Source organism: Arthrobacter sp. CMU6, assembly GCF_059090205.1.
In genome coordinates this window covers 83,757-108,181 of the sequence record NZ_JBNHFL010000013.1, presented here as the reverse complement: position 1 = coordinate 108,181, position 24,425 = coordinate 83,757, and the positions used below count along the sequence as shown (strand labels likewise).

Annotated in this window: 25 protein-coding genes; 14 read left to right on the top strand and 11 right to left on the bottom strand. The window is 67.0% G+C overall.

What is annotated here, in order from left to right:
- Positions 1-97 precede the first annotated feature (97 nt).
- A complete protein-coding gene (locus AC5RWD_RS11280; RefSeq protein WP_494020086.1) occupies positions 98-745 on the bottom strand; it encodes a hypothetical protein in 648 nt (215 codons plus the stop codon).
- Positions 746-873: 128 nt separating this feature from the next.
- Positions 874-1,422, bottom strand: coding sequence for a YceI family protein (locus tag AC5RWD_RS11275; protein WP_494020085.1), 549 nt, complete (start codon positions 1,420-1,422; stop codon positions 874-876).
- Between the two features lie 196 nt (positions 1,423-1,618).
- Between AC5RWD_RS11275 and AC5RWD_RS11270 the strand changes: the two genes are divergently transcribed.
- The 5 genes from AC5RWD_RS11270 to ccsB are packed head-to-tail and all read left to right on the top strand — an operon-like array spanning position 1,619 to position 6,526.
- Entirely contained in the window at positions 1,619-2,284 is a 666-nt protein-coding gene (locus tag AC5RWD_RS11270; protein WP_494020084.1) for a histidine phosphatase family protein, read from the top strand.
- A gap of 2 nt (positions 2,285-2,286) precedes the next feature.
- Positions 2,287-2,898: a TlpA family protein disulfide reductase gene (locus tag AC5RWD_RS11265; protein WP_494020083.1), complete on the top strand. Its 612-nt coding sequence runs from the start codon at positions 2,287-2,289 to the stop codon at positions 2,896-2,898.
- A 6-nt stretch (positions 2,899-2,904) separates the two neighbouring features.
- Entirely contained in the window at positions 2,905-3,660 is a 756-nt protein-coding gene (locus AC5RWD_RS11260) for a cytochrome c biogenesis CcdA family protein (protein WP_494020082.1), read from the top strand.
- Complete coding sequence (resB, locus tag AC5RWD_RS11255) at positions 3,660-5,408, top strand: cytochrome c biogenesis protein ResB (RefSeq protein WP_494020081.1); 1,749 nt, start codon at positions 3,660-3,662, stop codon at positions 5,406-5,408. Before AC5RWD_RS11260 ends, resB begins: the two co-directional genes overlap by 1 nt.
- Positions 5,408-6,526: a c-type cytochrome biogenesis protein CcsB gene (gene ccsB, locus AC5RWD_RS11250; protein ID WP_494020080.1), complete on the top strand. Its 1,119-nt coding sequence runs from the start codon at positions 5,408-5,410 to the stop codon at positions 6,524-6,526. Before resB ends, ccsB begins: the two co-directional genes overlap by 1 nt.
- A gap of 240 nt (positions 6,527-6,766) precedes the next feature.
- Here ccsB and AC5RWD_RS11245 read toward each other — a convergent pair whose 3' ends face one another.
- Positions 6,767-7,282, bottom strand: a complete 516-nt coding sequence (locus AC5RWD_RS11245) for a PLD nuclease N-terminal domain-containing protein (RefSeq protein ID WP_494020079.1) — start codon at positions 7,280-7,282, stop codon at positions 6,767-6,769.
- Between the two features lie 129 nt (positions 7,283-7,411).
- Here AC5RWD_RS11245 and AC5RWD_RS11240 point away from each other — a divergent pair, with 129 nt between their 5' ends.
- Positions 7,412-7,735, top strand: coding sequence for a DUF4229 domain-containing protein (locus tag AC5RWD_RS11240; RefSeq protein ID WP_494020078.1), 324 nt, complete (start codon positions 7,412-7,414; stop codon positions 7,733-7,735).
- A gap of 2 nt (positions 7,736-7,737) precedes the next feature.
- On the opposite strand, the gene AC5RWD_RS11235 is transcribed toward AC5RWD_RS11240, so the two are convergent.
- The 5 genes from AC5RWD_RS11235 to AC5RWD_RS11215 form a co-directional block, all read right to left on the bottom strand.
- Positions 7,738-8,619 (bottom strand): 1,4-dihydroxy-2-naphthoate polyprenyltransferase, encoded by an 882-nt coding sequence (locus AC5RWD_RS11235; protein WP_494020077.1) that lies wholly within the window; start codon positions 8,617-8,619, stop codon positions 7,738-7,740.
- Between the two features lie 91 nt (positions 8,620-8,710).
- A complete protein-coding gene (locus tag AC5RWD_RS11230; protein ID WP_494020076.1) occupies positions 8,711-9,862 on the bottom strand; it encodes an AMP-binding protein in 1,152 nt (383 codons plus the stop codon).
- A 61-nt stretch (positions 9,863-9,923) separates the two neighbouring features.
- Positions 9,924-10,877: a 1,4-dihydroxy-2-naphthoyl-CoA synthase gene (locus AC5RWD_RS11225; RefSeq protein WP_494020075.1), complete on the bottom strand. Its 954-nt coding sequence runs from the start codon at positions 10,875-10,877 to the stop codon at positions 9,924-9,926.
- A 21-nt stretch (positions 10,878-10,898) separates the two neighbouring features.
- The gene (locus AC5RWD_RS11220; RefSeq protein ID WP_494020074.1) at positions 10,899-11,339 is read right to left on the bottom strand and encodes a VOC family protein; all 441 of its coding nucleotides are present in this window, start codon (positions 11,337-11,339) and stop codon (positions 10,899-10,901) included.
- A gap of 73 nt (positions 11,340-11,412) precedes the next feature.
- Entirely contained in the window at positions 11,413-12,174 is a 762-nt protein-coding gene (locus AC5RWD_RS11215) for a CPBP family intramembrane glutamic endopeptidase (RefSeq protein WP_494020073.1), read from the bottom strand.
- Between the two features lie 267 nt (positions 12,175-12,441).
- On the opposite strand from AC5RWD_RS11215, the gene AC5RWD_RS11210 reads away from it, so the two are divergent.
- From AC5RWD_RS11210 to AC5RWD_RS11195, 4 genes are all read left to right on the top strand, one after another.
- Positions 12,442-13,398 (top strand): metal ABC transporter substrate-binding protein, encoded by a 957-nt coding sequence (locus AC5RWD_RS11210; protein WP_494020072.1) that lies wholly within the window; start codon positions 12,442-12,444, stop codon positions 13,396-13,398.
- Positions 13,395-14,306: a metal ABC transporter ATP-binding protein gene (locus tag AC5RWD_RS11205; RefSeq protein ID WP_494020071.1), complete on the top strand. Its 912-nt coding sequence runs from the start codon at positions 13,395-13,397 to the stop codon at positions 14,304-14,306. Before AC5RWD_RS11210 ends, AC5RWD_RS11205 begins: the two co-directional genes overlap by 4 nt.
- Positions 14,307-14,318: 12 nt before the next feature.
- Complete coding sequence (locus AC5RWD_RS11200; RefSeq protein WP_494020106.1) at positions 14,319-15,185, top strand: metal ABC transporter permease; 867 nt, start codon at positions 14,319-14,321, stop codon at positions 15,183-15,185.
- 207 nt (positions 15,186-15,392) lie between these two features.
- Positions 15,393-17,174, top strand: a complete 1,782-nt coding sequence (locus AC5RWD_RS11195) for an ABC-F family ATP-binding cassette domain-containing protein (RefSeq protein WP_494020070.1) — start codon at positions 15,393-15,395, stop codon at positions 17,172-17,174.
- Between the two features lie 60 nt (positions 17,175-17,234).
- Here the strand turns inward: AC5RWD_RS11195 and AC5RWD_RS11190 are convergent, their stop codons facing one another.
- Both AC5RWD_RS11190 and AC5RWD_RS11185 read right to left on the bottom strand, forming a co-directional pair.
- The gene (locus AC5RWD_RS11190; RefSeq protein WP_494020069.1) at positions 17,235-18,635 is read right to left on the bottom strand and encodes a hypothetical protein; all 1,401 of its coding nucleotides are present in this window, start codon (positions 18,633-18,635) and stop codon (positions 17,235-17,237) included.
- 386 nt (positions 18,636-19,021) lie between these two features.
- Complete coding sequence (locus AC5RWD_RS11185; RefSeq protein WP_494020068.1) at positions 19,022-19,495, bottom strand: hypothetical protein; 474 nt, start codon at positions 19,493-19,495, stop codon at positions 19,022-19,024.
- A 399-nt stretch (positions 19,496-19,894) separates the two neighbouring features.
- Here AC5RWD_RS11185 and AC5RWD_RS11180 point away from each other — a divergent pair, with 399 nt between their 5' ends.
- Positions 19,895-21,358 (top strand): amino acid permease, encoded by a 1,464-nt coding sequence (locus tag AC5RWD_RS11180; protein WP_494020067.1) that lies wholly within the window; start codon positions 19,895-19,897, stop codon positions 21,356-21,358.
- Positions 21,359-21,547: 189 nt separating this feature from the next.
- Here the strand turns inward: AC5RWD_RS11180 and AC5RWD_RS11175 are convergent, their stop codons facing one another.
- Positions 21,548-21,724, bottom strand: a complete 177-nt coding sequence (locus AC5RWD_RS11175) for a CsbD family protein (protein WP_494020066.1) — start codon at positions 21,722-21,724, stop codon at positions 21,548-21,550.
- 156 nt (positions 21,725-21,880) lie between these two features.
- Between AC5RWD_RS11175 and AC5RWD_RS11170 the strand changes: the two genes are divergently transcribed.
- From AC5RWD_RS11170 to AC5RWD_RS11160, 3 genes are all read left to right on the top strand, one after another.
- Positions 21,881-22,339, top strand: a complete 459-nt coding sequence (locus AC5RWD_RS11170) for an SRPBCC family protein (RefSeq protein WP_494020065.1) — start codon at positions 21,881-21,883, stop codon at positions 22,337-22,339.
- Positions 22,339-23,028, top strand: a complete 690-nt coding sequence (locus tag AC5RWD_RS11165) for a pentapeptide repeat-containing protein (protein ID WP_494020064.1) — start codon at positions 22,339-22,341, stop codon at positions 23,026-23,028. Before AC5RWD_RS11170 ends, AC5RWD_RS11165 begins: the two co-directional genes overlap by 1 nt.
- 179 nt (positions 23,029-23,207) lie before the next feature.
- Positions 23,208-24,419, top strand: a complete 1,212-nt coding sequence (locus tag AC5RWD_RS11160) for a thiolase family protein (RefSeq protein ID WP_494020063.1) — start codon at positions 23,208-23,210, stop codon at positions 24,417-24,419.
- The last annotated feature ends 6 nt before the right edge of the window (positions 24,420-24,425 follow it).

Below are 24,425 nucleotides of genomic sequence, written 5' to 3'. Positions count from 1 at the left end.
TCATTCCGGAGAGGTATTCCAAAGCCGTGCCAACCTGCGGAAACGCTGCGCGCAGGGGAAGGTGCGGCCATGAAATCAGTGTCCCTGATGCCGCCGGTCAGAGGCGGCCCCGTGCGGCTGCGAACCAGTTCTGCGAGTTGGGCACCCACATCAGCGCCGTGGCCACCAGGCTGACCAGGAAGCCCAGCCAGTTCCCGTCCTGGCCCGCGGGGAAACTGGAGCTGACGATGGCCAGCAGCAGTGACACCCCGGCCACGATGGTCAGGGCAAGCCGCGCCCACTCCTGGCCTTCCTTCAGCTTCAGGGCCAGAACGATTTCCGCCGCAGCTACGGCCAGGGCAACGAGGACGAGCACGAACACGAGAATGGCCACGCCCGGGATGATCGCCAAAAGCACCAGCACGCCGAACAGGCCGATCACACCGCCCAGCAGCCCCAGCAGGCCGCCGATCACCCAGATCCAGTAGGACACCTTGAGCTCCGTGGGCAGCCCCGTCACGTCGAAGAGGCCGGAAAAGCCGCCGCGTGGCAAAACCTCGCTGAAGTTCCGTGGCCGATCTGCCGGCATTTCGAAGGCGAACCGGCCACCACCGGCGGGCGGCTGCTGGCCGGGGAACTGTTGGCCCGGCGTCGGCTGGCCGGGTTGCTGACCCGGGAACTGTTGTCCCGGCGTCGGAGGTTCGCTGCCGGACGGCGGCACGGCCCCTGGATCAAGGGGCTCCGGTTCATCGCTGGGGGTGCTCATGGCACTCACTTTAAACCCGGGGATTGGCCAATTCCAGAAGGCTCGAACGCCGAACGCCCCGCCCGCGGAGAGTCCGCGGACGGGGCGTTCGGGTTCCGGCAATACTGTCTGCCGGACCTGCCTGAAACCTAGGCTGCAGGTGCGATGAAGGCCAGTTCGAGGTTGATGGCAACCTTGTCGCTGACCAGGACACCGCCGGCTTCCAGAACTGCGTTCCAGGTCAGGCCGAAGTCCTTGCGGCTGATGGTGGTCTCAGCGGAAACACCGGCGCGGGTGTTGCCGAAGGGGTCCACTGCCACGCCGTTGAATTCGGTCTCGAGCGAGACGGGCCGGGTGACGCCCTTGATGGTCAGGTCGCCCTGGAGTTCGTAGCTGTCACCGTTGGCAACGAGGCCGTTGGAGACGAAGGAGATTTCCGGGAACTTCTCGACGTCGAAGAAGTCTTCGCCGCGGACGTGGCCGTCGCGGTTGGCGTCGCCGCTGTCGAAGCTGGCGGTCTGGATAGTGGCCTCGACCTTGCTGGCCGTGACGTCCTCGGCGAGGTTAAGGGTGGCGGCGGCGTCCTTGAACTGGCCGCGGACCTTGCTGATGCCGGCGTGGCGGACCGTGAAGGCGATCTCGCTGTGGGAGTTGTCGAGGGTCCAGGTGCCGGGGGTGAGCTGGGTGGAAAGTGCCATGGTGGTTCTCCTTGTATCAGTGTTCGGACGGTGATCGTTGAAGCTTTCGTTGAAGTCTCAACTAACTGCTGCATCCAGTATAAACATGCATTTGCATCTTTTATTCCACTGGCGGGGAACTTTCTGGAAAATTTTTGAGTTCTACTTGGTGTAGAAGATTTCGTCATTACCCCTGCCCTTTGAGAAACTGGTAGACATGCCCCAAGCCACTGTCCATTTGCTCCGCCACGGCGAGGTCCACAACCCCGAAGGTGTCCTGTACGGCAGGCTGCCCGAATTCCACCTCTCCGAACTTGGCCGGCAGATGGCGCAGACGCTCGCCGAGCACTTCCGCGAACGCGTCGCCCAGGGCGCCAACATCGTGTACCTGGTGGCGTCGCCGCTGACCCGTGCCCAGGAAACCGCGCAGCCCACCTCGGAAGCGCTGGGGCTGGAGATCCACACCGACAGCCGCATCATCGAGGCGGAGAACTACTTCGAGGGGCTGAAGGTCACCAAGGCCGAGCTGCGCAAACCCAAGCACTGGCCGCACCTGATCAATCCCTTCCGGCCGTCCTGGGGCGAGCCCTACAAGCTGCAGGCAGCCCGTGTGACCGAGGCCGTCCAGGAGGCCCGCGCCAAGGCCGTCGAGCTGGGCGGCGAGGGTGCCGAGGCCATCCTGGTCTGCCACCAGCTTCCGATCTGGGCCACCCGGCTCAGCGCCGAGGGCAAACCGCTGTGGCACGATCCGCGGAAACGCGAATGCACCCTGACCTCCCTTACCTCCCTGGTTTTCGGCGACGACGGCGCCCTGCTGCGCGTGGAGTACAGCGAACCCGCCGCCGCCCTTCTTCCCGGTGCCTCGAGCACCCCCGGAGCCTAGCTATGACTGAAACACCCAAGAGTTCCCGCCGCAGCGTCCTCGCCGCCGGCGGCCTGGCCCTCACGGCGATCACGCTGGGCCTGTCCGCCTGTGCCCAGGAGGATGCCCTGGCCAAGCAGGCCAAGGCCGGGGACAACAAGAACTACGTGGCCGGCGACGGCTCGGTGACCGAGTTCGCCGCAGGGGAGCGCAAATCCGGCATCCAGATCCAGGGCACCCTGTTTGACGGCACCACCGTGACCCCCAAGGACTTCCTGGGCAAGGTCACGGTCCTGAACTTCTGGTTCGCCGCCTGCGCGCCCTGCCGGGTGGAGGCGCCGTCCCTCGAAGCCCTGCACCAGGAGTTCAAGAGCAAGGGCGTGCAGTTCTTCGGGGTAAACCTGCGCGATGAGAAGGCCACGGCCGACGCCTTCGACAAGACCTTCGGCCTCACCTACCCGAGCTTCGACGACAAGGACGGCAGCGTGCTGCTGGCCGTGTCCGGTCTGGTGCCCCCGGGCGCCGTCCCCACAACGCTCGTGGTGGACAAGCAGGGCCGGGTGGCGTCGCGTGTGCTGGGGGAGATTGAAAAGGGCACACTCAAAGCTCTCATCCAGTCTGCCGTGGCAGAGTAACCTCCCGTGAACAGCCCCTTCGCCGAAGCCATCCTGAACGGTTCGCTCCTGCTCGCCATCCCCGTGGCGCTGCTGGCCGGACTCGTGTCCTTCCTTTCGCCATGCGTGCTCCCGCTGGTGCCCGGCTACCTGGGCTACGTCACGGGGCTCACCGGCGTTGACCTGCAGAAGCAAAAGCGCGGCCGCATGCTGGCGGGGATCGGCCTGTTCGTGCTCGGCTTCTCGGTGATTTTCGTGCTGCTCGGCGGCGCGTTCGGGCAGCTGGGTTCCCTAATCTCCGGCGGGCAGAACGCCTGGGTGACGCAGATCCTGGGCGTCCTCGTGATCGTGATGGGCGTGGTGTTCATGGGCGGCTTCTCCTGGCTCCAGCGCGACGCCAAGATCCACGCGAAACCGCCGGCCGGCCTCTGGGGCGCCCCGCTGCTGGGAATCACCTTCGGCCTCGGCTGGGCACCCTGCATCGGCCCCACCTACTCCGCCGTCCAGCTCCTGAGCCTTTCCGGCGGTTCCTCCGCCGCGAAGGGCGCTTTCCTGGCCTTCGTCTACAGCCTTGGGCTGGGCATCCCGTTCCTGCTGATCGCCCTGGCGGTCCGGCGCGGCGCGGGCGTGATGTCCTTCTTCCGCAAGCACCGGCTGGCCATCCAGCGCACGGGCGGCGGAGTCCTGATTGTCCTGGGCATCCTGATGGCCACGGGTCTGTGGGGAACCTGGGTCACCGAATTGCAGTACTGGTTCCAAACCGATGTGAAGTTGCCGATCTGATGAGCGAGCGTGTGAAGTCAACCGAGAAGTCCCCGGCCGAGGACGTCCCGCAGCCCGGGCCCGCCAACAAGCCCGGGCCCGCCAACAAGGACGCCGTGAAGGCTGCCAAGGCCGGGGCCGCCGTCCCGTCCCTGGGCTTCGTGGGTATGCTCCGCTGGGCCTGGACCCAGCTGACCAGCATGCGCACAGCGCTGTTCCTCCTGCTGCTCCTGGCGGTGGCCGCGGTCCCCGGATCCCTGTTCCCGCAGCGGCCGGCCAACCCGTCCGTGGTCACGCAGTACATCAAGGACCACCCGGACTACGGCAAGATCCTTGATTCGCTGCAGCTCTACGACGTCTACTCCTCGGCCTGGTTCTCGGCCATCTACATCCTGCTGTTCATCTCGCTGATCGGCTGCGTGGTGCCCCGTGCCATCGCGCACTACCGGGCCATGCGCTCGCAGCCGCCGCGCACCCCGAAGCGGCTGTCCCGCCTGCCCGAGTACGGCACCCTCGTGGTGCCCGCGGACGCTGGCATCCCGGCGTCGGACGCCATTGAGGACGCAGCGGCGCTGCTGAAGAAACGCGGGTACCGCGTTGAGGTGAGGCACGACGACGGCGCGCGGCCGTCTTTGGGGGCAGAGCGCGGCTTCCTGAAGGAAGTGGGAAACCTCGTCTTCCACACGTCGCTGATCGGCGTACTCGTGTCCGTGGCGGTTGGCGGGCTGTTCGGCTACAGCGGCCAGCGGATCCTGGTGGAGGGTGACACCTTCGTGAACACCCTGGTGGGCTACGACCAGTTCACGCCCGGCACCAACTTCGAGAGCAGCCAGCTCCAGCCGTACTCGATCCAGCTGGACAAGTTCCAAGCCACGTTCGACCGCGAATCCCAAGGTAAGTTCGGCCAGCCCATCGACTTCACGGCGGATGTCACCACCAAGGAAAACCCCGGGGCGCCGGCCAAGAAGGAAGTCCTCAAGGTCAACGACCCCGTAACGCTCGGCGGCACCAGCATTTACCTCACGGGCAACGGCTATGCCCCCGTGGTCACGGTCCGCGACGGCAACGGCAACGTGGCCATGCAGGGCCCCGTGGTGGCCAAGCTGCAGGGCGAAAACTACTATTCCTCCGTGGTGATCAAGGTCCCGGACGCCAAGCCCGACCAGCTGGGCTTCGCCGGATTCTTCCTCCCCACGGCCTTCGTGACCGAGGAGGGCATCTCCTTCAGCGGCGACCCGGACCTCATCAACCCGCAGCTGAGCCTGAATTCGTACTACGGCGACCTTGGCCTGGACAAGGGTTCCCCGCAGAACGTCTTTGAACTCGACGTCAAGAACCTCACGGAACTCAACAGCCGGAACCTCAAGGCGGGCGGCATCACGCTTGCCCCCGGCAACACCTACACGCTGCCGGACGGCAAGGGTTCCATCACGTTCGACGGCGTGAAGAAGTACGTCGGCGTGGACATCCACCACAATCCCGGGCAGCTGTCAGCCCTCATCTTCGCGCTGCTTGCCGTGGCCGGCCTCATCGTCTCGCTCTACGTAAACCGCCGCCGCGTCTGGGTCCGCACCGGCACCCACGAGGACGGCAGGACCATGGTGGAGTACGGCCTCCTGGCCCGCGGCGAGGACCACAGGCTGGCCGGCGAGGCCGCAACGCTGCGCGGCCTCCTGGCGCGCCAGTGGAACCTGGACGCCGACAACACCGAAACAGCACCTTCCAACTCCTCACCAGCAGGCTCGCCTGAGCCGAAGAAGGACCAGTAATGTTTCCCATCAACGAAACCATGGGCCAGTACAGCGAGCTCTTCATGCTGCTGGCGGCCGGCACCTACACCGTCGCCTTCATCGCGTTCGCGTGGGATCTGGCCAGGAGCAGCAAGACGCTCAAATCGGTCGACCTCAAAGCTGCTGCTGCCGGCACGCCCGCGGGTACCTCCGCCAAGGTTCCGGTGGCGGCGGGTGCGTCCGTTGGGGCAACGTCAGCAACGTCCCGGACCGCGGGCAGCGGTGGGGACCGCCTGTCCGGACCGGCAGACCGTGCCGAGCGGCCGTCGTCGTACGCCTCCGGCACTGTGAACGGCGGCGCCGGCCAGACCGCCGACGACAGCATGCGCTACGGCGAACGCCGGGCACCTGCGCGCGTGGCCGTGGCACTGACCGTCCTGGGCGCCGCGATCCACGCCGCCGCCGTGCTGACCCGCGCAGTGGGCGCCGGCCGCGTGCCGTGGGGCAACATGTACGAGTTCCTCACCACCGGCGCATTCGTGGCCGTGGCGGTGTTCCTCGCGGTGCTGGTCCGCCGCGACCTGCGCTTCCTCGGCACATTCGTGGTGGGTCTGGTCATCATCATGCTGGTGGCCGCGTCCGTGGCGTTCTGGACGCCCGTGGGCCACCTGGTGCCCGCGCTGCAGAGCTACTGGCTGATCATCCACGTGTCCATTGCTGTGCTGTCCTCCGCGCTGTTCACCCTGACCTTCGCGATGTCCGCACTGCAGCTGGTCCAGTCGCACCGGCAGCGGACCATCGCGGCCGGTGGCCCCGACAAGCTGGGCTTCATGCGCCTGGTGCCGTCCGCGCTGAGCCTCGAGAACCTGTCTTACCGCATCAACGCGATCGCCTTCATCGGCTGGACCTTCACCCTCATGTTCGGTGCGATCTGGGCGGAGAAGGCCTGGGGCCGATTCTGGGGCTGGGACACCAAGGAAGTGTGGACCTTCGTGATCTGGGTGGTCTACGCCGGCTACCTGCACGCCCGGGCCACCCGCGGCTGGACGGGCACCCGCGCCGCCTGGCTCTCGATCGTGGGCTACCTGTGCGTGGTCTTCAACTTCACCATCGTGAACCAGTTCTTCAACGGCCTGCACTCGTACTCGGGGCTGTAGGCTTCGCCGAATTACCAAAAAGGGCCGTCCAGCTTGCTGCTGGGCGGCCCTTTTTGGCGAAGCGGCGGACTAACGGGCACCCTTCCAGCCCCGGCTCGTAAGCGCCGCGCGCACCTTGGGGACGGCGCTCGGCTCGATGCCGTAAAACTGCGAACGGTGAAAAGGCAAAAGAGGACGGCGGACGGCAAGGCATGACGGCGCGGCGTGGCTCGTCGTGCGGCGCGGGTTACGGCGATGCTGCTACTTCGCCTCGGGGTTGCCTTCGGCGTTGGCTTCGCCCGCGGCGCCTGGCTTGTGTGGATCGGGCTCGCCGGCGGCTGGGCCGCCGTCGCCCGAGCTGCCGCCGGAGGTGCCCGGAGCTGCGCCCGAGGTGGCTGGGCCTGTGCTGCCCGTACCGGTAGCGCCCGTGCGGTGGGGGCCGCCGTCGGACCCGTTCTTGCGCGCGGCGTCGTCCCGCAGCTTGCGGAGCCGCTCCGCCTCGGCCTGGCGGCGGCGCTGCTCGAGGTTCCGCAGGAAGTCGGGATCGTCGTCGGGGGCGGTGGGGTGGCGCTGGTAAGCGGGCTGGGCCACGGCCGATGCGCGGGGCCGGCCGATCAGGAACCACAGCGCGGCCCCGATGAGCGGCAGCAAGGCAACCATGATGATCCAGGTCGTTTTGGAAAACCCGCGGGTGAGATGCCTGTCAGTGCGGATCACGTCCACCAGTCCGTAGACGTAGATGGCGAGGATGGCGACTGCGATGGCAACACGAGGCATGCAATCAGTCTAGCCGCCGCGCGCCCCGGCGGAGATTACAGTATGCCCACAGTCGTTCGCCAGCAAAACGCCGAACCGGAGCCGCAGATGACGCAGGTTGCGCACAGGCAGGACGGCTAAACTTGGATAGTGGCTTTTCTGAAATACTCCCTGATCCGGTTAGCGATCTTCCTGCCCCTGTTTGTGCTGTTCGTATTCCTGCAGCTGGGGTGGTTTCTCGCCGTCGTCTGTGCGGGGCTGATTTCCTTCGCCATCAGCTACCTCTTCTTCCAGAAGCAGCGCGATGCCGCGACGGCGTCACTGCAGGCCCGCTTCTCCGGCCGCGCCAAGCCGATCCGCACCGCCGGGGAGATCGATGACGCCATGGCCGAGGACCACCTGGTGGACACCCACCCGGACGTCACCATCCGCAACGACACCAAGAAGCGCGAACCCCGCGGCGGGGAAGCCTAGGCTTACAGCCCGCTGCTCAGCACGAGTCCCAGCGAGAACAGCACGGCGTAGCCGAGGTTGATAAGCCCCGTCTGCTTCAGAACCGGGATGAGGCTCTTGCGCTTCCGCCCGTTGATCATGAGCCAGGCCGGCATCAGGCAGGCCGGGATCAGCAGCAGCACGATAAGCATCCACGGCCGCGTGGGCGCCAGGATCACCACGAGCAGGATGGCCACGGCCAGCATCAGCACGTAGCTTTCGCGGGCGTGCTTGTCACCCAGCCGCACCGCCAGGGTCTTTTTCCCTGCCTGGATGTCCGACGGGATGTCCCGGACGTTGTTGGCCATGAGCAGGGCGCACGCGATGAGACCGGTGCCGATCGCGCCGATTACAGCGGGCAGGCCGATCTGCCCGGCCTGCGTGTAGGTGGTGCCGAGCGTGGCCACGAGCCCGAAGAACACGAACACGAAGACGTCGCCCAGGCCCATGTAGCCGTACGGGTTCTTTCCGCCGGTGTAGCCCCAGGCGGCCATCACGCAGCCCACTCCCACCAGCAGCAGCCACCATGTCTGGGTGATGAGGACCAGGACCAGTCCCACGAGCATCGCCAGGCCGAACGCACCGAACGCGGCATACTTCACGTGTTCGGGGCGGGCGGCTCCGGAACCGACCAGCCGCAGGGGACCGATGCGGTTCTCGTCTGTGCCGCGGATCCCGTCCGAGTAGTCGTTGGCGTAGTTGACGCCGACCTGCAGCAGGAGCGCCACGAGGGCAGCCAGGACTGCGTTGAGCGGGAGGAAGGAGCCCATCTCATAGGCCGCCGCCGAGCCGATCAGGACAGGGGCGATCGCGGCCGGCAGGGTGCGGAGCCGGGCGCCTTGGATCCATTGTGCGGCTGTTGCCACGGTAAGTACCTCGTGTTTGGGTCGGTGATACGTTCAAAAGCATGGGCGTGCGCCGGGCACGCGGGAGCCGCGGCGGCGCGGCAGGACTACACTATTTTCCCCGATGGAGCGCGTTGAGGCGTTCAATCATGGCCAGCCGGTCCGGCTTGCCGTTAGGCAGCATGATCAGCTCTCCGGCCGGCAGGACTGTCTTGGGCGCCAGCAGCCCGAGGGTGCGGTGCCATTCCTCGGCCCACGCCGCGCCGTCCCGTGCAGCGCCGCCCGTCCCGGACGCAATCCCGGTCACGGCCACATAGGCGGCCACGGCCTGGCCCCATTTCGCGGACTCGACGCCGGCCACAAATGCCGCCGTCACGCCGTCGGACTTTTCCAGCTCAGCCTGCACATGCGCGGCGGAGACCTTGACGCCGCCGGTGATGATGACGTCGTCGGCGCGGCCCAGCACGGTGAGCCGACCGTCCGCGTCCAGCGTGCCGAGGTCGTTGGTCCGGTACCAGCGGCCGCCGTCGTCTTCGATAAAAGCCTGGGCCGTCGGCCCGGGGGCGTCCAGGTAGCCCGCCGCGAGGGTGGCCCCGCCCAGGTGGATCCGGCCGTCGTCGGCGAGCCGCAGGGCCACGCCCTCGAGCGGATAGCCGTCGTATACGCAGCCGCCGCAGGTTTCCGCCGCGCCATAGGTGGTGACCACCCGGAGTCCGGCCTCGCGCGCCGTTTCGAGGAGCTCGGCAGAGGCCGGGGCGCCGCCGAGCAGGATCCCGTTGAAGCGGCGCAGCACGGCGAGCGTGTCCGCCGACGGATCCGCAAGCAGGCGCTGCAGCTGCGTGGGCACCAGCGACGTGAAGCGGATCTTGTCCGTCAGCTCCAGCGCGGCCGCGGTGAAGGCATCGGCGGTGAAGCCCGCGGACAGGTCCATGGCCCACGGCCGGGTGCCCGCGAACAGCGACCGCACCAGCACCTGAACGCCCGCCACGTACTGCAGCGGCAGAGCCAGCAGCCACTGCCCCTCACCCTTGAGTGCGAAGGCGGTGGCCATGGACGACGCCGCCAGCGCATCCACCGTCAGCACCGTCGCCTTGGGCGCCCCGGTGGACCCGGACGTGCGGACCACCACGACGGCGTCCTCGAATCCTGGGGTCCGGACGGGCGTCACCACGGGATCGCCGTCGGGGCCGGCGGAAAGTTCGACGGCGGGGCCCTCACCGTGAAGGGCGGCCGCCAGTGCCTTGAGGGCCGGCTCGATATTCACTGCGTGCGCCTGGGGTGCGCGGGCCTGGGGAACATGGGGGTGCCTTCCGACGGGTGCGGGCTTAGAAATAGTACGGGAACCTGGACCAGTCGGGGTCGCGCTTTTGCAGGAAGGCCTCCTTGCCCTCCACGGCCTCGTCCGTCATATATGCCAGCCGGGTGGCTTCACCGGCGAACACCTGCTGGCCGGCCAGGCCGTCGTCGGCGAGGTTGAAGGCGAATTTCAGCATCCGGATGGCCTGCGGGGACTGCCGGGCGATGTCCGCGGCGTATTCCAGCGCCACCTCCTCGAGTCGCTCGTGGTCCACGGCCTCGTTTACCGCCCCCAGCCGGACCATGTCTTCAGCGGAATATTCACGGGCGAGGAAGAAGATCTCCCGGGCGGCCTTCTGGCCGATCTGCCGGGCCAGCAGCGCCGAGCCATAGCCGGCGTCGAAGCTGCCCACCGTGGCATCGGTCTGCTTGAACTTCCCGAACTGGCGCGAGGCGATGGTCAGGTCGGAGACGACGTGCAGGGAGTGCCCGCCGCCGGCCGCCCAGCCGTTGACGACGGCGATGACCACCTTGGGCATGGTCCGCATGAGCCGCTGGACTTCCAGGATGTGGAGGCGTCCGGCGCGGGCCGGGTCGATAGTTTCCTGCGTCTCACCGTCTGCGTATCTGTAGCCGTCGCGTCCGCGGATCCGCTGGTCCCCGCCGGAGCAGAACGAGTGCCCGCCGTCCTTGGGGGAGGGGCCGTTTCCGGTGAGCAGCACGGTGGCCACGTCCGGGGTCATCCGGGCGTGGTCCATGGCGCGGTACAGCTCGTCCACGGTCCCCGGGCGGAAGGCGTTGCGGACCTCCGGCCGGTTGAATGCGATGCGGACGGTGGGCAGGTCCCGGGTCACGGTGCCGTCGTCGGACCGCTCCACCTGCCGGTGGTAGGTCAGGTCCTGGAAGTCGTCGAAGCCGGACACAGTGCGCCAGCGGGACGGGTCAAAGACGTCGGACACCTTGGCGGGGAATTCGTTGCTCACCGTCCAAGTCTAGTAATCGGCTCAGCTGATGCAGAACTCGTTGCCCTCGGGGTCCGCCATGGTGTGCCACTCGTGCGGCCCCTGGCTGGCCGTCCAGAGGAAGGTGGCGCCGCGGGCTTCCAGCTCGGCGCGGACGTCATCCTTGTCGCGGCCGTCGAGGCGCACGTCCCAGTGCACCCGGTTCTTGATGGTTTTCTGCTCCGGCACGGTCTGGAACAGCAGGCGCCGGGCGGGTGCCTTGGCGTCGAGTTCCTCGGTGGGCCGGATCGCCGCGCCGTCCTTCCACACCAGCTTGCCGTTGTGCGTCATGGTCTGGTCTTCCGTGGCGAAGCCCTGGCTGATCATGGACCGGATGAAGCCCTCGTCCTGCGGCTCCACGGACCAGTCCAGCGTTTCGGCCCACCAGTCGGCGAGGTCGTGCGGGTGATGGCAGTCGATGGCGATCTGAATATTGAGTCCCATGGCACCAAGCTACGACGACGGCGCCGCCTCCGGATAGGCGGCCGGCGCGGGCGGCAGGCCCGGGGCGGCGTTTCTAGCCTTGGACCCGCTGCAGCTGGTCCAGGAGCTCCGGCGGGATGGTGTACAGGAAGATCGCGGCCAGCAGGTTCTTGGTGGCATGGACGAAGTAGGAAAACATCAGGTTCCGCCCTGTCCACGCGTAGACGAACACCAGGGTGCCGCCCATGGCCAGGTACGGCATGAGAGCAGGGAGGGTGAGGGCTTCCTGCCCCACGATGTGCAGGGCGGCGAAGAGAATCACGGAAAGTCCGCAGCAGATCCAGATGTTGACCCGCCTGCTGAGCTTCCCGATCAGCAGGTGCCGGAACACGTACTCCTCGACAAACGGGCCCACCACCACAATCAGGGGAACCATCAGCCAGGCCGGCACCTGCCGCATGAGGGCCTGCAGCCCTGCCTGGTTGGCAGAGGTTTCGGTGGTCCCGGCCACGGCCACCAGGATGGCGGTGACAATCATCATGGCGACGACGGCCAGCGGCACCATCGCGAGCGTGAACCAAGGGCGCGTGGCAAGCACCTTCAGGTCCCGGGACACCACCCCGCGGGCGGCAAACAGCGCCAGCGCACCGACGATGCCGTAGAACAGGAGGTTCACGCCGTAGGAGGCGGCGGCCGGCGTTGGGGCCAGTGCCCGGAGCAGCGGCAGGATCAGTTCCCCGGCCAGCGCGAAGAATGCGGCGACGGCCACGTAGAGCCCGACGGCGGTGAGGTCCAGCGGCGAAAACCGGTAGAGATCCGGCCGCGGAGCAGGGAGCATGCGTCTGGTAGTCACCATGCTTCCAGCGTAGTGCGCCAAGTCCTGCGCGAACGTACAGTTATGGCCCCGCGAGGACGGTCAGAAGGGGCCACAACTGTACGTTCGCGCCACCAGCGCGGTGCTCAAGGGTTCGACGGCGCGGGGCGTCATGCGGCTTCGTCGCGTTGCGGGGGCTGAACCGCCGCCGATACAATATTCGGTATGCCTAACTTTTTGTTTCGGTGTGCCAAAGTAGTCCGCCGAACGCTCGCCCACCGGAGTGCGAAGAAGCGCCCCTGTTCCCGCATGCCCAATGTCGGCCCGGAAGGGGCGGCCCCCGATACCGCAGTGAAAAGCAGCAGGGGAGCTGCCGTCGTCGTACTTCTCGCTTTGGCGCTGACAGCATGCGGCGGCAATGCCACCGGCAACGGCAACGACGGCCGGCCAGTGGTGCTGACCACCTTTACAGTGCTGGCGGACGTGGCGAGAAACGTGGCAGGGGACAAGCTGCAGGTGGAGTCCATCACCAAGGCGGGCGCGGAGATCCACGGCTACGAACCCACACCGGGCGACATCCGCAAGGCCTCGCAGGCGGACCTGATTCTGGATAACGGGCTCAACCTCGAGGCCTGGTTCGCGCAGTTCGTCGAGGGCTTGGACGTGCCGCACGCCGTGGTGAGCGAGGGCGTGGACGTGATGCCCATCAGCGAGGACTCCTACCGAGGCAAACCCAATCCGCACGCCTGGATGTCGCCGGTCAACGTGCAGATCTACGTGGACAACATGGTGAAGGCCTTCTCGAAACTGGATCCTGCCAATGCCGGCGATTTCGAGGCCAACGGCAAGGCCTACAAGGCGAAGCTCCAGGCCGTGCAGGACGAGATGAAAGCCAAACTGGCAGCCGTGCCCAAGAGCCAACGGGCGCTGGTGACCTGCGAAGGCGCCTTCTCCTACCTGACCCGCGATGCCGGCCTCAAAGAGGTGTATATCTGGGCGGTCAACGCCGAGCAGCAGGCCACACCCCAGCAGATCACGGAGGCGATCGGCTTCGTCCGGGAAAACAAAGTGCCCGCCGTCTTCTGCGAGTCCACGGTCTCTGACGCTCCGATGCGGCAGGTGGTGGAGGCCACCGGCGCCAAGTTCGGCGGCGTGCTGTACGTGGACTCCCTCTCCGAACCGGACGGGCCCGTGCCCACGTACCTGGATCTCATCCGGCATGACTCCCAGCTGATCACCACCGCCCTGGCGGGTGCGGGATCATGAGCGCCTTCACGGCCCACCGCACGGCCGGCAGCGGGCAAGCGTCACCGCACCCCGCCATCCTGGTGGAGAACGTCACCGTGCACTACGGCGAGGTCCTCGCCCTGGACGCCGCCTCGCTGCGCCTCGACCACGCCAGGATCTGCGGCCTGATCGGCATGAACGGTTCAGGTAAGTCAACGCTGTTCAAGGCCATCATGGGCATGATCAGGCCCGATGCCGGCCGTGTCCTGATCAATGGCGTGCCACCCGCCAAGGCGCGCAGGGAAGGCGGCATTGGCTACGTCCCGCAGAGCGAGGACGTGGACTGGCAGTTCCCGCTGTCCGTCCGGGACGTGGTGATGATGGGCCGCTACGGGCACCAGGGGTTCACCCGCCGCCCCTCCAAGGCGGACCGCGCCGCCGTCGACGAGGCCCTTGAGCGCGTGGAACTCGCTGACTTTGCCGGCCGCCAGATCGGCCAGCTCTCCGGCGGCCAGAAGAAGCGTGCCTTCGTGGCGCGGGGCATCGCGCAGGGAGCCACCATGATGCTCCTGGACGAGCCTTTTGCGGGCGTCGACAAGCGCTCGGAGGCCACGATCACCCGCCTGCTCCGCGAACTCGCCACGGACGGCTGCACCATCCTCATCTCCACACACGACCTTCACGCCCTGCCGCAACTGTGCGACGAAGCGGTGCTGCTGATGCGCAAGGTGCTCATGCACGGAGCGCCTGAGGTGGTGCTGCAGCCGGAGAACCTGGCCATGGCGTTCGGGCTGGACGTCCTGAACCGGAACGGGAGCCCCGGCCCCGGCTCAACCGGCTTGGGCGGCCCGGGCCCCAGCGGCCCCGGTCCGGGAGCGCACGGCCCCGGCCCTCACGACCCGCTGCAGAACCCAAACTCCGCACGCAGCCACAGAGAGGGGAACTGACCCGTGGATCCGATCAGCCTCCTGCTGGAACCCCTCGGCTACGACTTCATGATCCGTGCCATCCTCACCACGGCCCTCGCCGCCATTGTCTGCGCGGTGCTCAGCTGCTGGCTGGTGCTCATCGGCTGGTCGCTCATGGGCGATGCCGTCTCGCACGCCGTGCTTCCCGGCGTCGTGCTGGCCTACATCGTGGGCGCGCCGTTTGCGCTCGGGGCCCTGGTGTTTGCCCTGGTGGCCGTGACCCTCATTGGGGTGGTCCGGAACACCAGCCGGGTGAAGGAGGACGCCGCGATCGGCATCGTCTTCACGTCCCTTTTCGCCCTGGGCCTGGTGCTGATCTCGGTCACGCCGAGCCAGACCGACCTGAACCACATCATTTTCGGCAACCTGCTGGGCGTCAGCATCCCGGACCTCATCCAGGTCCTCGTGCTGGGCGTGGTGGCGTTCGCCATCCTCATCCTGAAACGCCGCGACCTCACGCTCTACGCCTTCGACCCAACGCACGCCCACGCCATCGGGCTTTCACCGCGCAGGCTGGGTGCGCTCCTCCTCGGGCTGCTGGCCCTGACGTCCGTCGTTGCGCTGCAGACAGTGGGCGTTGTGCTGGTGGTGGCCATGCTCATCATTCCGGGTTCCACCGCCTACCTTTTGACCGACCGCTTCTCCCGCATGCTGGTGATCGCGCCGGCAATTTCCGCGGCCTGCTCCATCGCCGGAATCTACTTCAGCTACTACCTGGACACCGCATCCGGCGCCATGGTGGTGCTCACCCAGGGGGCCGTGTTCGCCCTCGTCTATCTGTTCAGCCCGCGGCAGGGACTGATCGGCACACGGCTCGCCAAGGCCCGCCGCAGGAAGGCGGCGGCCCTCGCCGTGTGACCGCGTCCGCCCTGGGGGCGGGGGTACGCGGGCGGTGCGCGCCTTGACGGGGCCGCCACCGCCCGGCAGTCTTGACCCATGAAGTCCTAGACGCGGCGCCGGCACCAGCCCGGCCCTGCAATCCCGGTATGGCCCTAGACATGGCCCCGTAGAGCACCAGGTTCAGACCGGGCTCCGGGGCCGCCCTTTGGACTGCGAGGACTTCACATGACTGAACCAAATTTCCGCGGCGGACAGCTGCACCTGTCCGCCGTCACCCACGGCTACGGCGACCGCGTGCTCTTCAGCGGCGTTGAACTGGTGATCGCCGCGGGGGAACACGCCGCCGTCGTGGGTGAGAACGGCGCCGGCAAGTCCACCCTGCTGCGGATCCTGGCGGGCCTCGAGGTGCCCGCGGAAGGCACCGCGCAGCGGCATGGCCGGGTGGGCTATCTGGCGCAGACTTCCGGACTCTCCGCCAGGCTGACCGTGGCCGACGCCATTGACGATGCACTCCGCGCACTCCGGCAGATGGAAGCCGAGCTGGAACGGCTGGAGGACGGCCTCGCATCGGCCGGACCGGCCGAGCTTGAGGCCTACGGGAACCTGCAGACCCAGTACCAGCTGCGCGAGGGCTACGCCGCGGAATCCCGGGTGGAGGCGGCGCTGGACCGGCTGGGCCTGGGCGGCGTGGACCGCGGCCGGATGCTGGGGTCGCTGTCCGGCGGGGAGCAGGAGCGCGTGGCCCTGGCCTGCCTGCTGGCGGATCCCGCGGACATCCTGCTCCTGGATGAGCCCACGAACCACCTGGACGCCAGCGGCACGGCCTGGCTCGAGGGACGTCTCGCAGCGCACCGGGGGGCCGTGGTGGTGGTCTCGCACGACCGCGTGCTGCTGCGGAAGGTAGCCGCCGCCGTGATCGAGGTCGACGCCGAGCGCCGCACGGTAAACCGCTACGGCAACGGCTACGACGGCTACCTGAAGGAGAAGCGCGCCGAGCGCCAGCGCTGGGTGCAGCAGTACCACGGCTGGCTCGACGCCATGGATGCCGAACGGCGGCAGGCGGACACAGTGGCGGGCCGGATGGGCTATGCGCGCCGGCGCGACAACGACAAGGCCGGCTTCGACTTCAAGGCCGGAACCTGGCAGCGGGCGGCCGCCAGCAAGATCCGTAACGCACAGGAGCGGCTGCGCCGCCTGGAGGACAACCCCGTGGAGCGCCCGCCCGAACGCCTGAAGCTCGACGCCGGATTGCACCCCGGGTCCGACGGCGGGACTTCCGGTGCGCCCAGGGAGTCCGCCGGTTCCGCCGGGAGCGCCGCCGGCGCCGTCGAGACTTCCGGCGGTGAACCCTGGGCAGCCGTAGATGGGGTACTGCATGCCCGTAACACCCGGGTGCCCGGACGGCTGGACGTCCCCGAGTTCCGGGTGGACCGCGGGCAGAAGGTCCTCATCACCGGTCCCAACGGGGCCGGGAAGTCCACACTGCTCTCGGTCCTGGCCGGCACCCTCGAGCCGGCCTCGGGCCAGGTGGCGCGCCACGGCCGGATCGGTTATCTGCAGCAGGAGCTGGATCTCCCAGAGCATCCGTCCCTGCGGCTGCTGCCCGCCTTTGCCGCGGGCCTCGGCGGGAACATCGACGAGCACGCGGAGGCGCTGCTGCGGCTGGGCCTCTTCCGGACCAGCGAGTTCCACGTTCCGGTGGGCGCGCTGTCGGCGGGCCAGCAGCGAAGGCTGGCGCTCGCGCGGCTGCTGCTCGGCCACAAGGACGTCATGCTCCTTGACGAACCCAGCAACCATCTGGCCCCTGCGCTCGTGGAGGAGCTGGAAGCGGCGCTCGCCGAGTTCGAGGGAACGGTGGTGATGGTCAGCCACGACCGGGCCCTGGGGGAGTGGTTCGACGCCTGCGCGGACCGGTCACGCGGCCGGGCGGGCGAAGGCGCCTCCGGGAGATGGCTCAGGTACACGATGGCGGACGGCATGCTGGAAAAGGTGGCGCTGCCCGCCTGAGCTTGGGTCCCCGCTACCGCCTGGGTGGAATGCCGCAGGCGGTAGCGGGGAGCGGGGAAGCTACCGGAACAGGGCGCTGTAGGTCCCCATGATGATCCGGTCGCCGGGCCTGGACTTCCTGATGTAGTCCACCACGGCCCAGTCATCCAGCGAGATGCAGCCCGCCGTCGGGACCTTGTTCATGTGCAGGAAGATGGCGAAGCCGGCGTCCTGCACGATGTTGGGACGGTTGTAGTTGATCACCACGCCCTGGCGGTAGTCATGCGTGGCGCGGGTGGCGAAGTACCACATGTTCTCGTCCCAGCCCACCCACGATGAGGACTCGAAGTACTTGTTGTACGTCGCGGTCCATGGGTTGCCGCCCCAGCGGGAGCGGGGGTTCAGCGTGCGGTAGGGGAGCGCCGTTCCCGGGTTCCCCAGGCCGAAGGCCTCCGTCACCGAGTACGAGCCCGTGGGCGAGTACAGGTAGCGGGTGGGGCCGGAGGGGACGCCCGGAGCCTTGAAGCCGGAGGCGCCCACATAGCCGTCGGTCCGCCAGTCCTGGACGTAGGTTCCGGCCATCCGGACGCAGTAGACGTTGGTGGCATACGACTGGCCGTACTTTTGGGTGAAGGTCAGAAGCACCCGGTTGGCGCCGTATGTCGAGTATTTGGTCCGCCCATTGTTGAGCTTAGAGCACTCCGTCATGGCGTAGACGCGGGCACCTGCTGTGCTGGTCCAGCCGATGAAACCGCGCTGGAAGGACTGCACGCACTGCGAACCAACGCAGCGGACGTTTGCTGTGGGATAGCCCAGCGAGCTCCGGTTGGCACCCATACCGGCGTACTTGCTGCCGATGGCGCCGCGTGAAACCCAGGCTCCGGTCGCAGGAGACCAGTAGATCGTTCCGCCTTGGAAGCGCTGGACGCAGCCGCTAGCCGGCTGGCCACAGACTTGGTTGGCGACCGGGTAGCCTAGAACGCCCTTGTGGCCCGCCCAGGCGCGCCACCGCTGGTTGATGGCTCCCTTGACGATGCGCGCGCCGGTGGCTGGTGACCAGTAGATGTTGCCCTTGGCGAAAGCTTGGGCGCACCCGCCGCCCTTCAACCCGCAGAATTCCTTGTGAATGGGGATGCCTAGACCGTTCTCAGCACCGATGGCAACCCAGTAACGGCCTACACCGGCTGTGCTCCGGACTTGGTACACGCCCTTCGGGATCCATGCCAAGATCCGCCCGGTGGCAAAACGCTGGATGGTTCCGCCCGGTGCCGCTACCTCGTCAGTGATTGGGTACCCGAAGGTTGGGAGGGTTCCGCCAGCGTACCAGGCGGGGCCGGTGTGGCCGGAGCTGCGCAGGACCGGATGGGCGCCGGTTTTTGACGTCCAGTAAATGTTCCCGCCTTTGAAAATCTGGTGGCAAAGACCGCCACCACAGAACTGGCTTGTACGGGGCGCGCCCAGAACCCCTGTCGCTCCCTTCATAGCCCGCCATTTTGTGCCGATCGCGCCCGGGACTGCGATAGGTGCCGGAGCTTCCGGTGGAGCAGTCACGGGCGGGGGCGGGGTAGTCGAAGGCGCCGGGGTAACTGCCGGCGATGCGGTGTCAGGCGGCGTAGTTTCAGGGGACGGTCTTGCCGAAGTCGTGCCGGAGGGCGACGGCGACACTGACTCCGAAGGCAGCGGTTCCTGGGGGCTGGTTCCTGCAGTGTCGGTTGGTGTCGGCGAGGCCTCGTCCGGCGCCGCGCCGATCACCTCTGTTGTCTGGGAAGACGGCATGGCGGCAGTGGAGCCGACGGCGAGGGCAGGAGAGGACGCGAGTGGTCCGGCCGCCAGGCTCAGGAGCAGGGCAGCCGCGAGTAGTGGTTTTTTCACGAAGCATCCTCCACCGACACGACCGGTTCGCACGTGCCGGTCTGGCCCGTGGTTTTGGCGAAGTTCTCCGCAGACACTTCAGCCGATTTCCCTGCCTGGACCGTTTCCGTGATCAGGGTGTGGCCCTGGACAGCCGCGCCGACGGTGACCGCGATGGCCACGGTGTACTTCTTGGCTTTGTCCGACGAGTTGACCAGGGTTCCCTTGAACGTCCACTGGCCGTCCGGACCGGCCGCGCAGGTGTGCTCCTGCAGGGCGTCGATCGCGTTCAGTGAGGTGGACACATCGGTGGGCAGGGAAGGGGCCGTAGTGGGTGGTGAGGATTCCGACGGCGGCTGGGACACCGCCGTCGTACTGGTTGCCGATGGTGAAGCGCTGGGGCTGGGTCCGGCAGGGTCTGAGCCCCCGCCGGAACACCCCGAGGCTGCCAGGAGCAAGGCCGCAGGCAGCAGTAGTGCTCTCTTTCTCATAGTCCCCCCTGAAAAATGGCGCGAGTGCCGGCCTCCGCATGAGACGGTGCGGATGCCATGGCCGGGAACGGATCCCCGGCCATGGTGCTCAGAGTAGCCCCAAACCGGGCACCAGAGGGAGCTTTTTGTCCATTCGAGTTACTGTTTCGCTACGCGGCTTGGGGACGTCGTGAATCCAGCGGCAAAACCGGGCCCGACCTGCGGAATGTTGCCCGCGTCACGGAGGAGTCCGGAAATCTTGTACGATGGATGGGCCGTGCGAACCTTCGGTGCTCCACGAGTTTTGTGCACATACGGTCCTCATAAGGGGTCATAAGTCGAATTACCTGTGCAAAAACTCCAGGTTCCGGAACCGGCAGTGCCCATCCAAGGCAACCCCCCGACCTACAAGGAAAAGTTGTGCCTCAAAGTACCCCCACAGAACTTATGAGCCCGACGGCTCCACCCGCCGCCGTCGACTCGACCCTCAGCGCCGAGGGCTACAAGAAGACCCTGAGCAGGCGCCACGTCACGATGATCGCGATGGGCGGCGCGATCGGCGTCGGCCTCTTCATGGGAGCAGGCGGCCGGCTGGCCTCCACCGGCCCCGCGCTAATCTTCTCCTACGCCATCGCCGGCGTCATCGCCTACCTGCTGATGCGCGCCCTCGGCGAGCTCATCATGTACCGCCAGACGTCAGGCTCCTTCGTGAGCTACGCGGGCGAGCTGTTCGGCAAGAAGGGCGCTTACCTGTCAGGGTGGATGTACTTCATCAACTGGGCCATGACCGGCATCGCGGAACTGATCGCGATCGGCCTGTACTTCCAGTTCTTCTTCCCCAACGTCCCCGTGGAACTCTCCGCGATCGCAGCGCTGGTGCTGCTGGTGGCCGTGAACCTGCTCAGCGTCAAGGCGTTCGGCGAATTCGAGTTCTGGGCGTCCTGCCTCAAGGTGGGCGCCATCGTGATCTTCCTGGCCGTGGGCACGTTCATGGTGGTCACGAACGCCAAGGTGGGCGCCGGCCACGCGTCGCCGGTTAACCTCTTCGCCGGCGACGGCGGCATGTTCCCCAAGGGCGCCCTGGTGATGATCCTGGTGCTCAACGCCGTCATCTTCGCCTACAACGCCATCGAACTCGTGGGCATCACCGCCGGTGAGATGGAAAACCCGGAACGCGAAGTGCCCAAGGCGATCCGCGCCGTCGTGGTCCGCATCGTGGTGTTCTACGTCGGTTCCGTGACGCTGCTGGCCATGCTGCTGCCCTCCGACCAGTACAAGGCCGGCACCTCGCCGTTCGTCACCGTCTTCGGGCAGATGGGCCTGCCGTGGATGGGCGACGTCATGAACATGATCGTCATCACCGCCGCGCTGTCCTCCTGCAACTCGGGCCTGTACTCGATCGGCCGGATCTTCCGCACCATGGCCAACAACGGCCACGCCCCGCAGTGGCTGACCAAGATGTCCAGCCGCCACGTGCCGTACGCCGCCATCCTGGCCATCGCCGCGGTGTACCTCGTGGGCATCCTGCTGAACATCTGGCTGGGCGGCTCGCACGCGTTCGACCTCGCGCTGAACACCGCCTCCATCGGCGTCATCTTCACCTGGGGCTCCATCTTTGCCAGCCAGATCGCGCTGCGTAAGAAGAAGGGCAGCATCTCCAGCCTGCCGATGCCGGGTTCGCCGTGGACCAGCTGGGCCGGACTCATTGCCCTGCTGGCCATCACCGTGCTGATCGGCTTCGACACCATGACTGACAAGGCCACCGGCGAGGTCTACCTGCTGGGCCTCTGGACGCTGGCCAGCATCCCGTTCTTCGCCGTGGTGCTGTGGCTGGGCTGGCAGAAGGTCAAGAACAACGAGCCGAAGAGCGAGCTCTTCAGCTAGCTTTCTATTCTGATCACGACGGCGGGCCCTCCTTTTCCGGAGGCGCCCGCCGTCGGCGTTCCCGCAGTTGAGCGCGAACGGACACTTGTGGCCCTGAGATTAGCGCGAACGGACACTATTGGGCACAAAAAACGGCGACGCCGGGCTCCCCCCAAGGGAGTCCGGCGTCACCGTTTTGGGGATGGTCTGCTAATCCCGCTTCAAGTCGTCCTTGACACCTTCGCCGACCTTCTTGGCGTCGGCGACGACCTGGTCCTTCTGGCCCTCTGCCTTGAGGCGGTCATTGTCCGTTGCGTTGCCCGCCGCTTCCTTCGCCTTGCCGCCGAAGTCCTCTGCAGCGTTCTGGATCTTGTCTCCGATACCCATGAGGGGAACCACCTTTCGGTTGCCGGTTGATCTGACGAAGCCATTTCAGCCTAACACGAAGCATGCTTACTATTTCAAGCCGTGTTCCGGATTTCCTTCGGGTCCGCGGTTGAGGGGGCGCGCCCAAAATGTCGGCCCCGCCGATAGGCTCGAGGAATGGATCACAGCATCAGCCTGAGTCAGCACGTCAATGCCAGTCCGGAGAAAGTCTGGCGGGTGATCTCGGATATTCCGGGGTCGGCCGCCACGCTTTCCGGTATCGAGTCCATCCAGATGGTCAGTGATGGGCCGTACGGCGAAGGTACCCGCTGGAAGGAGACGCGGTCCATGATGGGCCGGCGCGAGACCGTGGAAATGTGGGTGTCCCAGGCGGATCCGCCGCGCAGCACCACCGTCCAGGCGCTGCAGGGCGGAGCGGACTACACGTCCCGGTTCACGCTGGAGGAGCGGGGCGGCGGCACCGACCTGACCCTGACCTTCGGCGCGGAGGTCCTCAGGCCCACCGTGTTCAGCCGGCTGATGCTTGCCGTGTTCGGGCGGATGGGCATGAACATGACGCGGAAGGCCCTCGCGAAGGATCTCGCCGAAATTGCCGCGAAAGCGGAGCAGCTGTAGTGGCGGGAAGGTCTGCGGGCAAACCCCGGCAGGGTGTGGCCTCGAAGGTCACGCCGCCGAGGCTGGCGCCGGTCCGGCTGGAAGGCCTGCGGGAGGACGCCGCGCCGGACTTCAGGCGCGCCGAGCGCTATGACGGAATGCGGTACAGCCGCGCGGCCGCCGACGGGCTGGAGCTGAGCGGCATCACGTTCGCCGAATGCGAATTCGCCGGCGTCTCCTTCAATGAAGCCCAGTTGCGGGGCGCCACCTTCCGGGACTGCGTCGTGGAGGAGGCCTTTGCCCCCGTCCTGAACGCCGCCCGGTCCACGATGCACGACGTCATCTTCAGCAACCCGCGGTGGGGGTCGGCGGAGCTGTACGAGGGAGGCTGGCAGTCGGTGCGGATCGACGGCGGCAAGATCGACTACCTGAATCTCCGGGGATCGCGACTGGCGGACGTGCAGATCAGCGACTGCATCATCAGCGAACTGGACCTCGGCTCAGCCACCGCGGCCCGGGTGGCGCTGAAAAACTGCACCATCGGAAGCCTGGACCTTGCCGGCGCCAAGCTGAAGGACTTCGACCTGCGCGGCTCGGACTTCCGGAGCGTCAGCGGCCTGGGCAGCCTTGCCGGCGTGGTGATCGACGAGTACCAGCTGGGGCTCCTGGCCCCGCTCCTGGCGGCCCACCTCGGCGTCGTCGTCGCCTGACGCGCCGGGGCGTTGGAGTTTTTGTCCACTTGTCACGACTTGGAGCCACGTTAACTCGCGACAAGCGGACTAAAACTCCAGTCCCGTTGACCGGTTGCTCTCACCGTGTAATCTTTATAGAACGAACGGTCGGTAATTTATTCATGTTCCGGCCCAGCTTCTGCGAAAAGGATGTTCTCATGGTCGAGGCTTTTCTGGTTGGCGGTGCCCGCACCCCGGTAGGACGTTACGGCGGGGCGCTCTCGGCGGTCCGGCCCGATGATCTGGCCGCCCTGGTGGTCCGCGAGGCCGTGGCCCGGGCGGGCGTGGATCCGGACGCCATCGACGAGGTCATTCTCGGCAACGCCAACGGCGCCGGCGAGGAGAACCGCAACGTGGCGCGCATGGCCACCATCCTGGCCGGCCTCCCGCTGCACATCCCGGGCATCACCGTGAACCGGCTCTGCTCCTCGGGCCTGAGCGCCATCATCATGGCCAGCCAGATGATCAAGTCCGGTGCCGCGGACATCGTGGTGGCCGGCGGCGTGGAATCCATGAGCCGCGCGCCCTGGGTCCAGGAGAAGCCGCAGACGGCCTTCGCGAAGCCTGGGGACATCTTCGACACCTCCATCGGCTGGCGGTTCGTGAACCCGCTGTTCACAAAGGGCGAGCTGTCGCGCGGCGGCAAGATGACCTTCTCCATGCCGGAAACCGCCGAGGAAGTGGGCCGCGTGGACAACATCTCCCGCGAGGACGCCGACGCCTTCGCCGTCCGCTCCCACGAAAAGGCACTGGCGGCCATCGAGGCGGGCAGGTTCAAGGACGAGATCGTCCCGGTAACCGTCAAAACCCGGAAATCCGAGACAGTGGTGGACACCGATGAGGGTCCGCGGCCAGGAACCTCCATGGACGTTCTGTCCGGTCTCCGTCCCGTGGTTCCCGGCGGCTCGGTTGTCACCGCCGGCAACTCGTCCTCCCTCAATGACGGCGCGTCCGCCATCATCGTGGCCTCCGATGCTGCCGTCCAGCGGCTCGGCCTCACGCCCCGCGCCCGCATCATCGACGGCGCCTCCGCGGGCTGTGAGCCGGAAATCATGGGCATCGGCCCGGTTCCGGCAACCCAGAAGGTGCTCAAGCGGAGCGGGCTCAGCGTCGGTGACCTGGGCGCCGTCGAACTTAATGAGGCGTTTGCCACCCAGTCGCTGGCCAGCGTGCGGCGTCTTGGGCTGGACCCGGACATTGTGAACAACGACGGCGGCGCGATCGCTCTGGGGCACCCGCTGGGTTCCAGCGGCTCCCGGATCGCCATCACCCTGCTGGGCCGGATGGAGCGTGAAGACGCGCGGATCGGCCTGGCCACCATGTGTATCGGCGTGGGCCAGGGCACGGCCATGCTGCTGGAGCGCATGTAGTGCCGG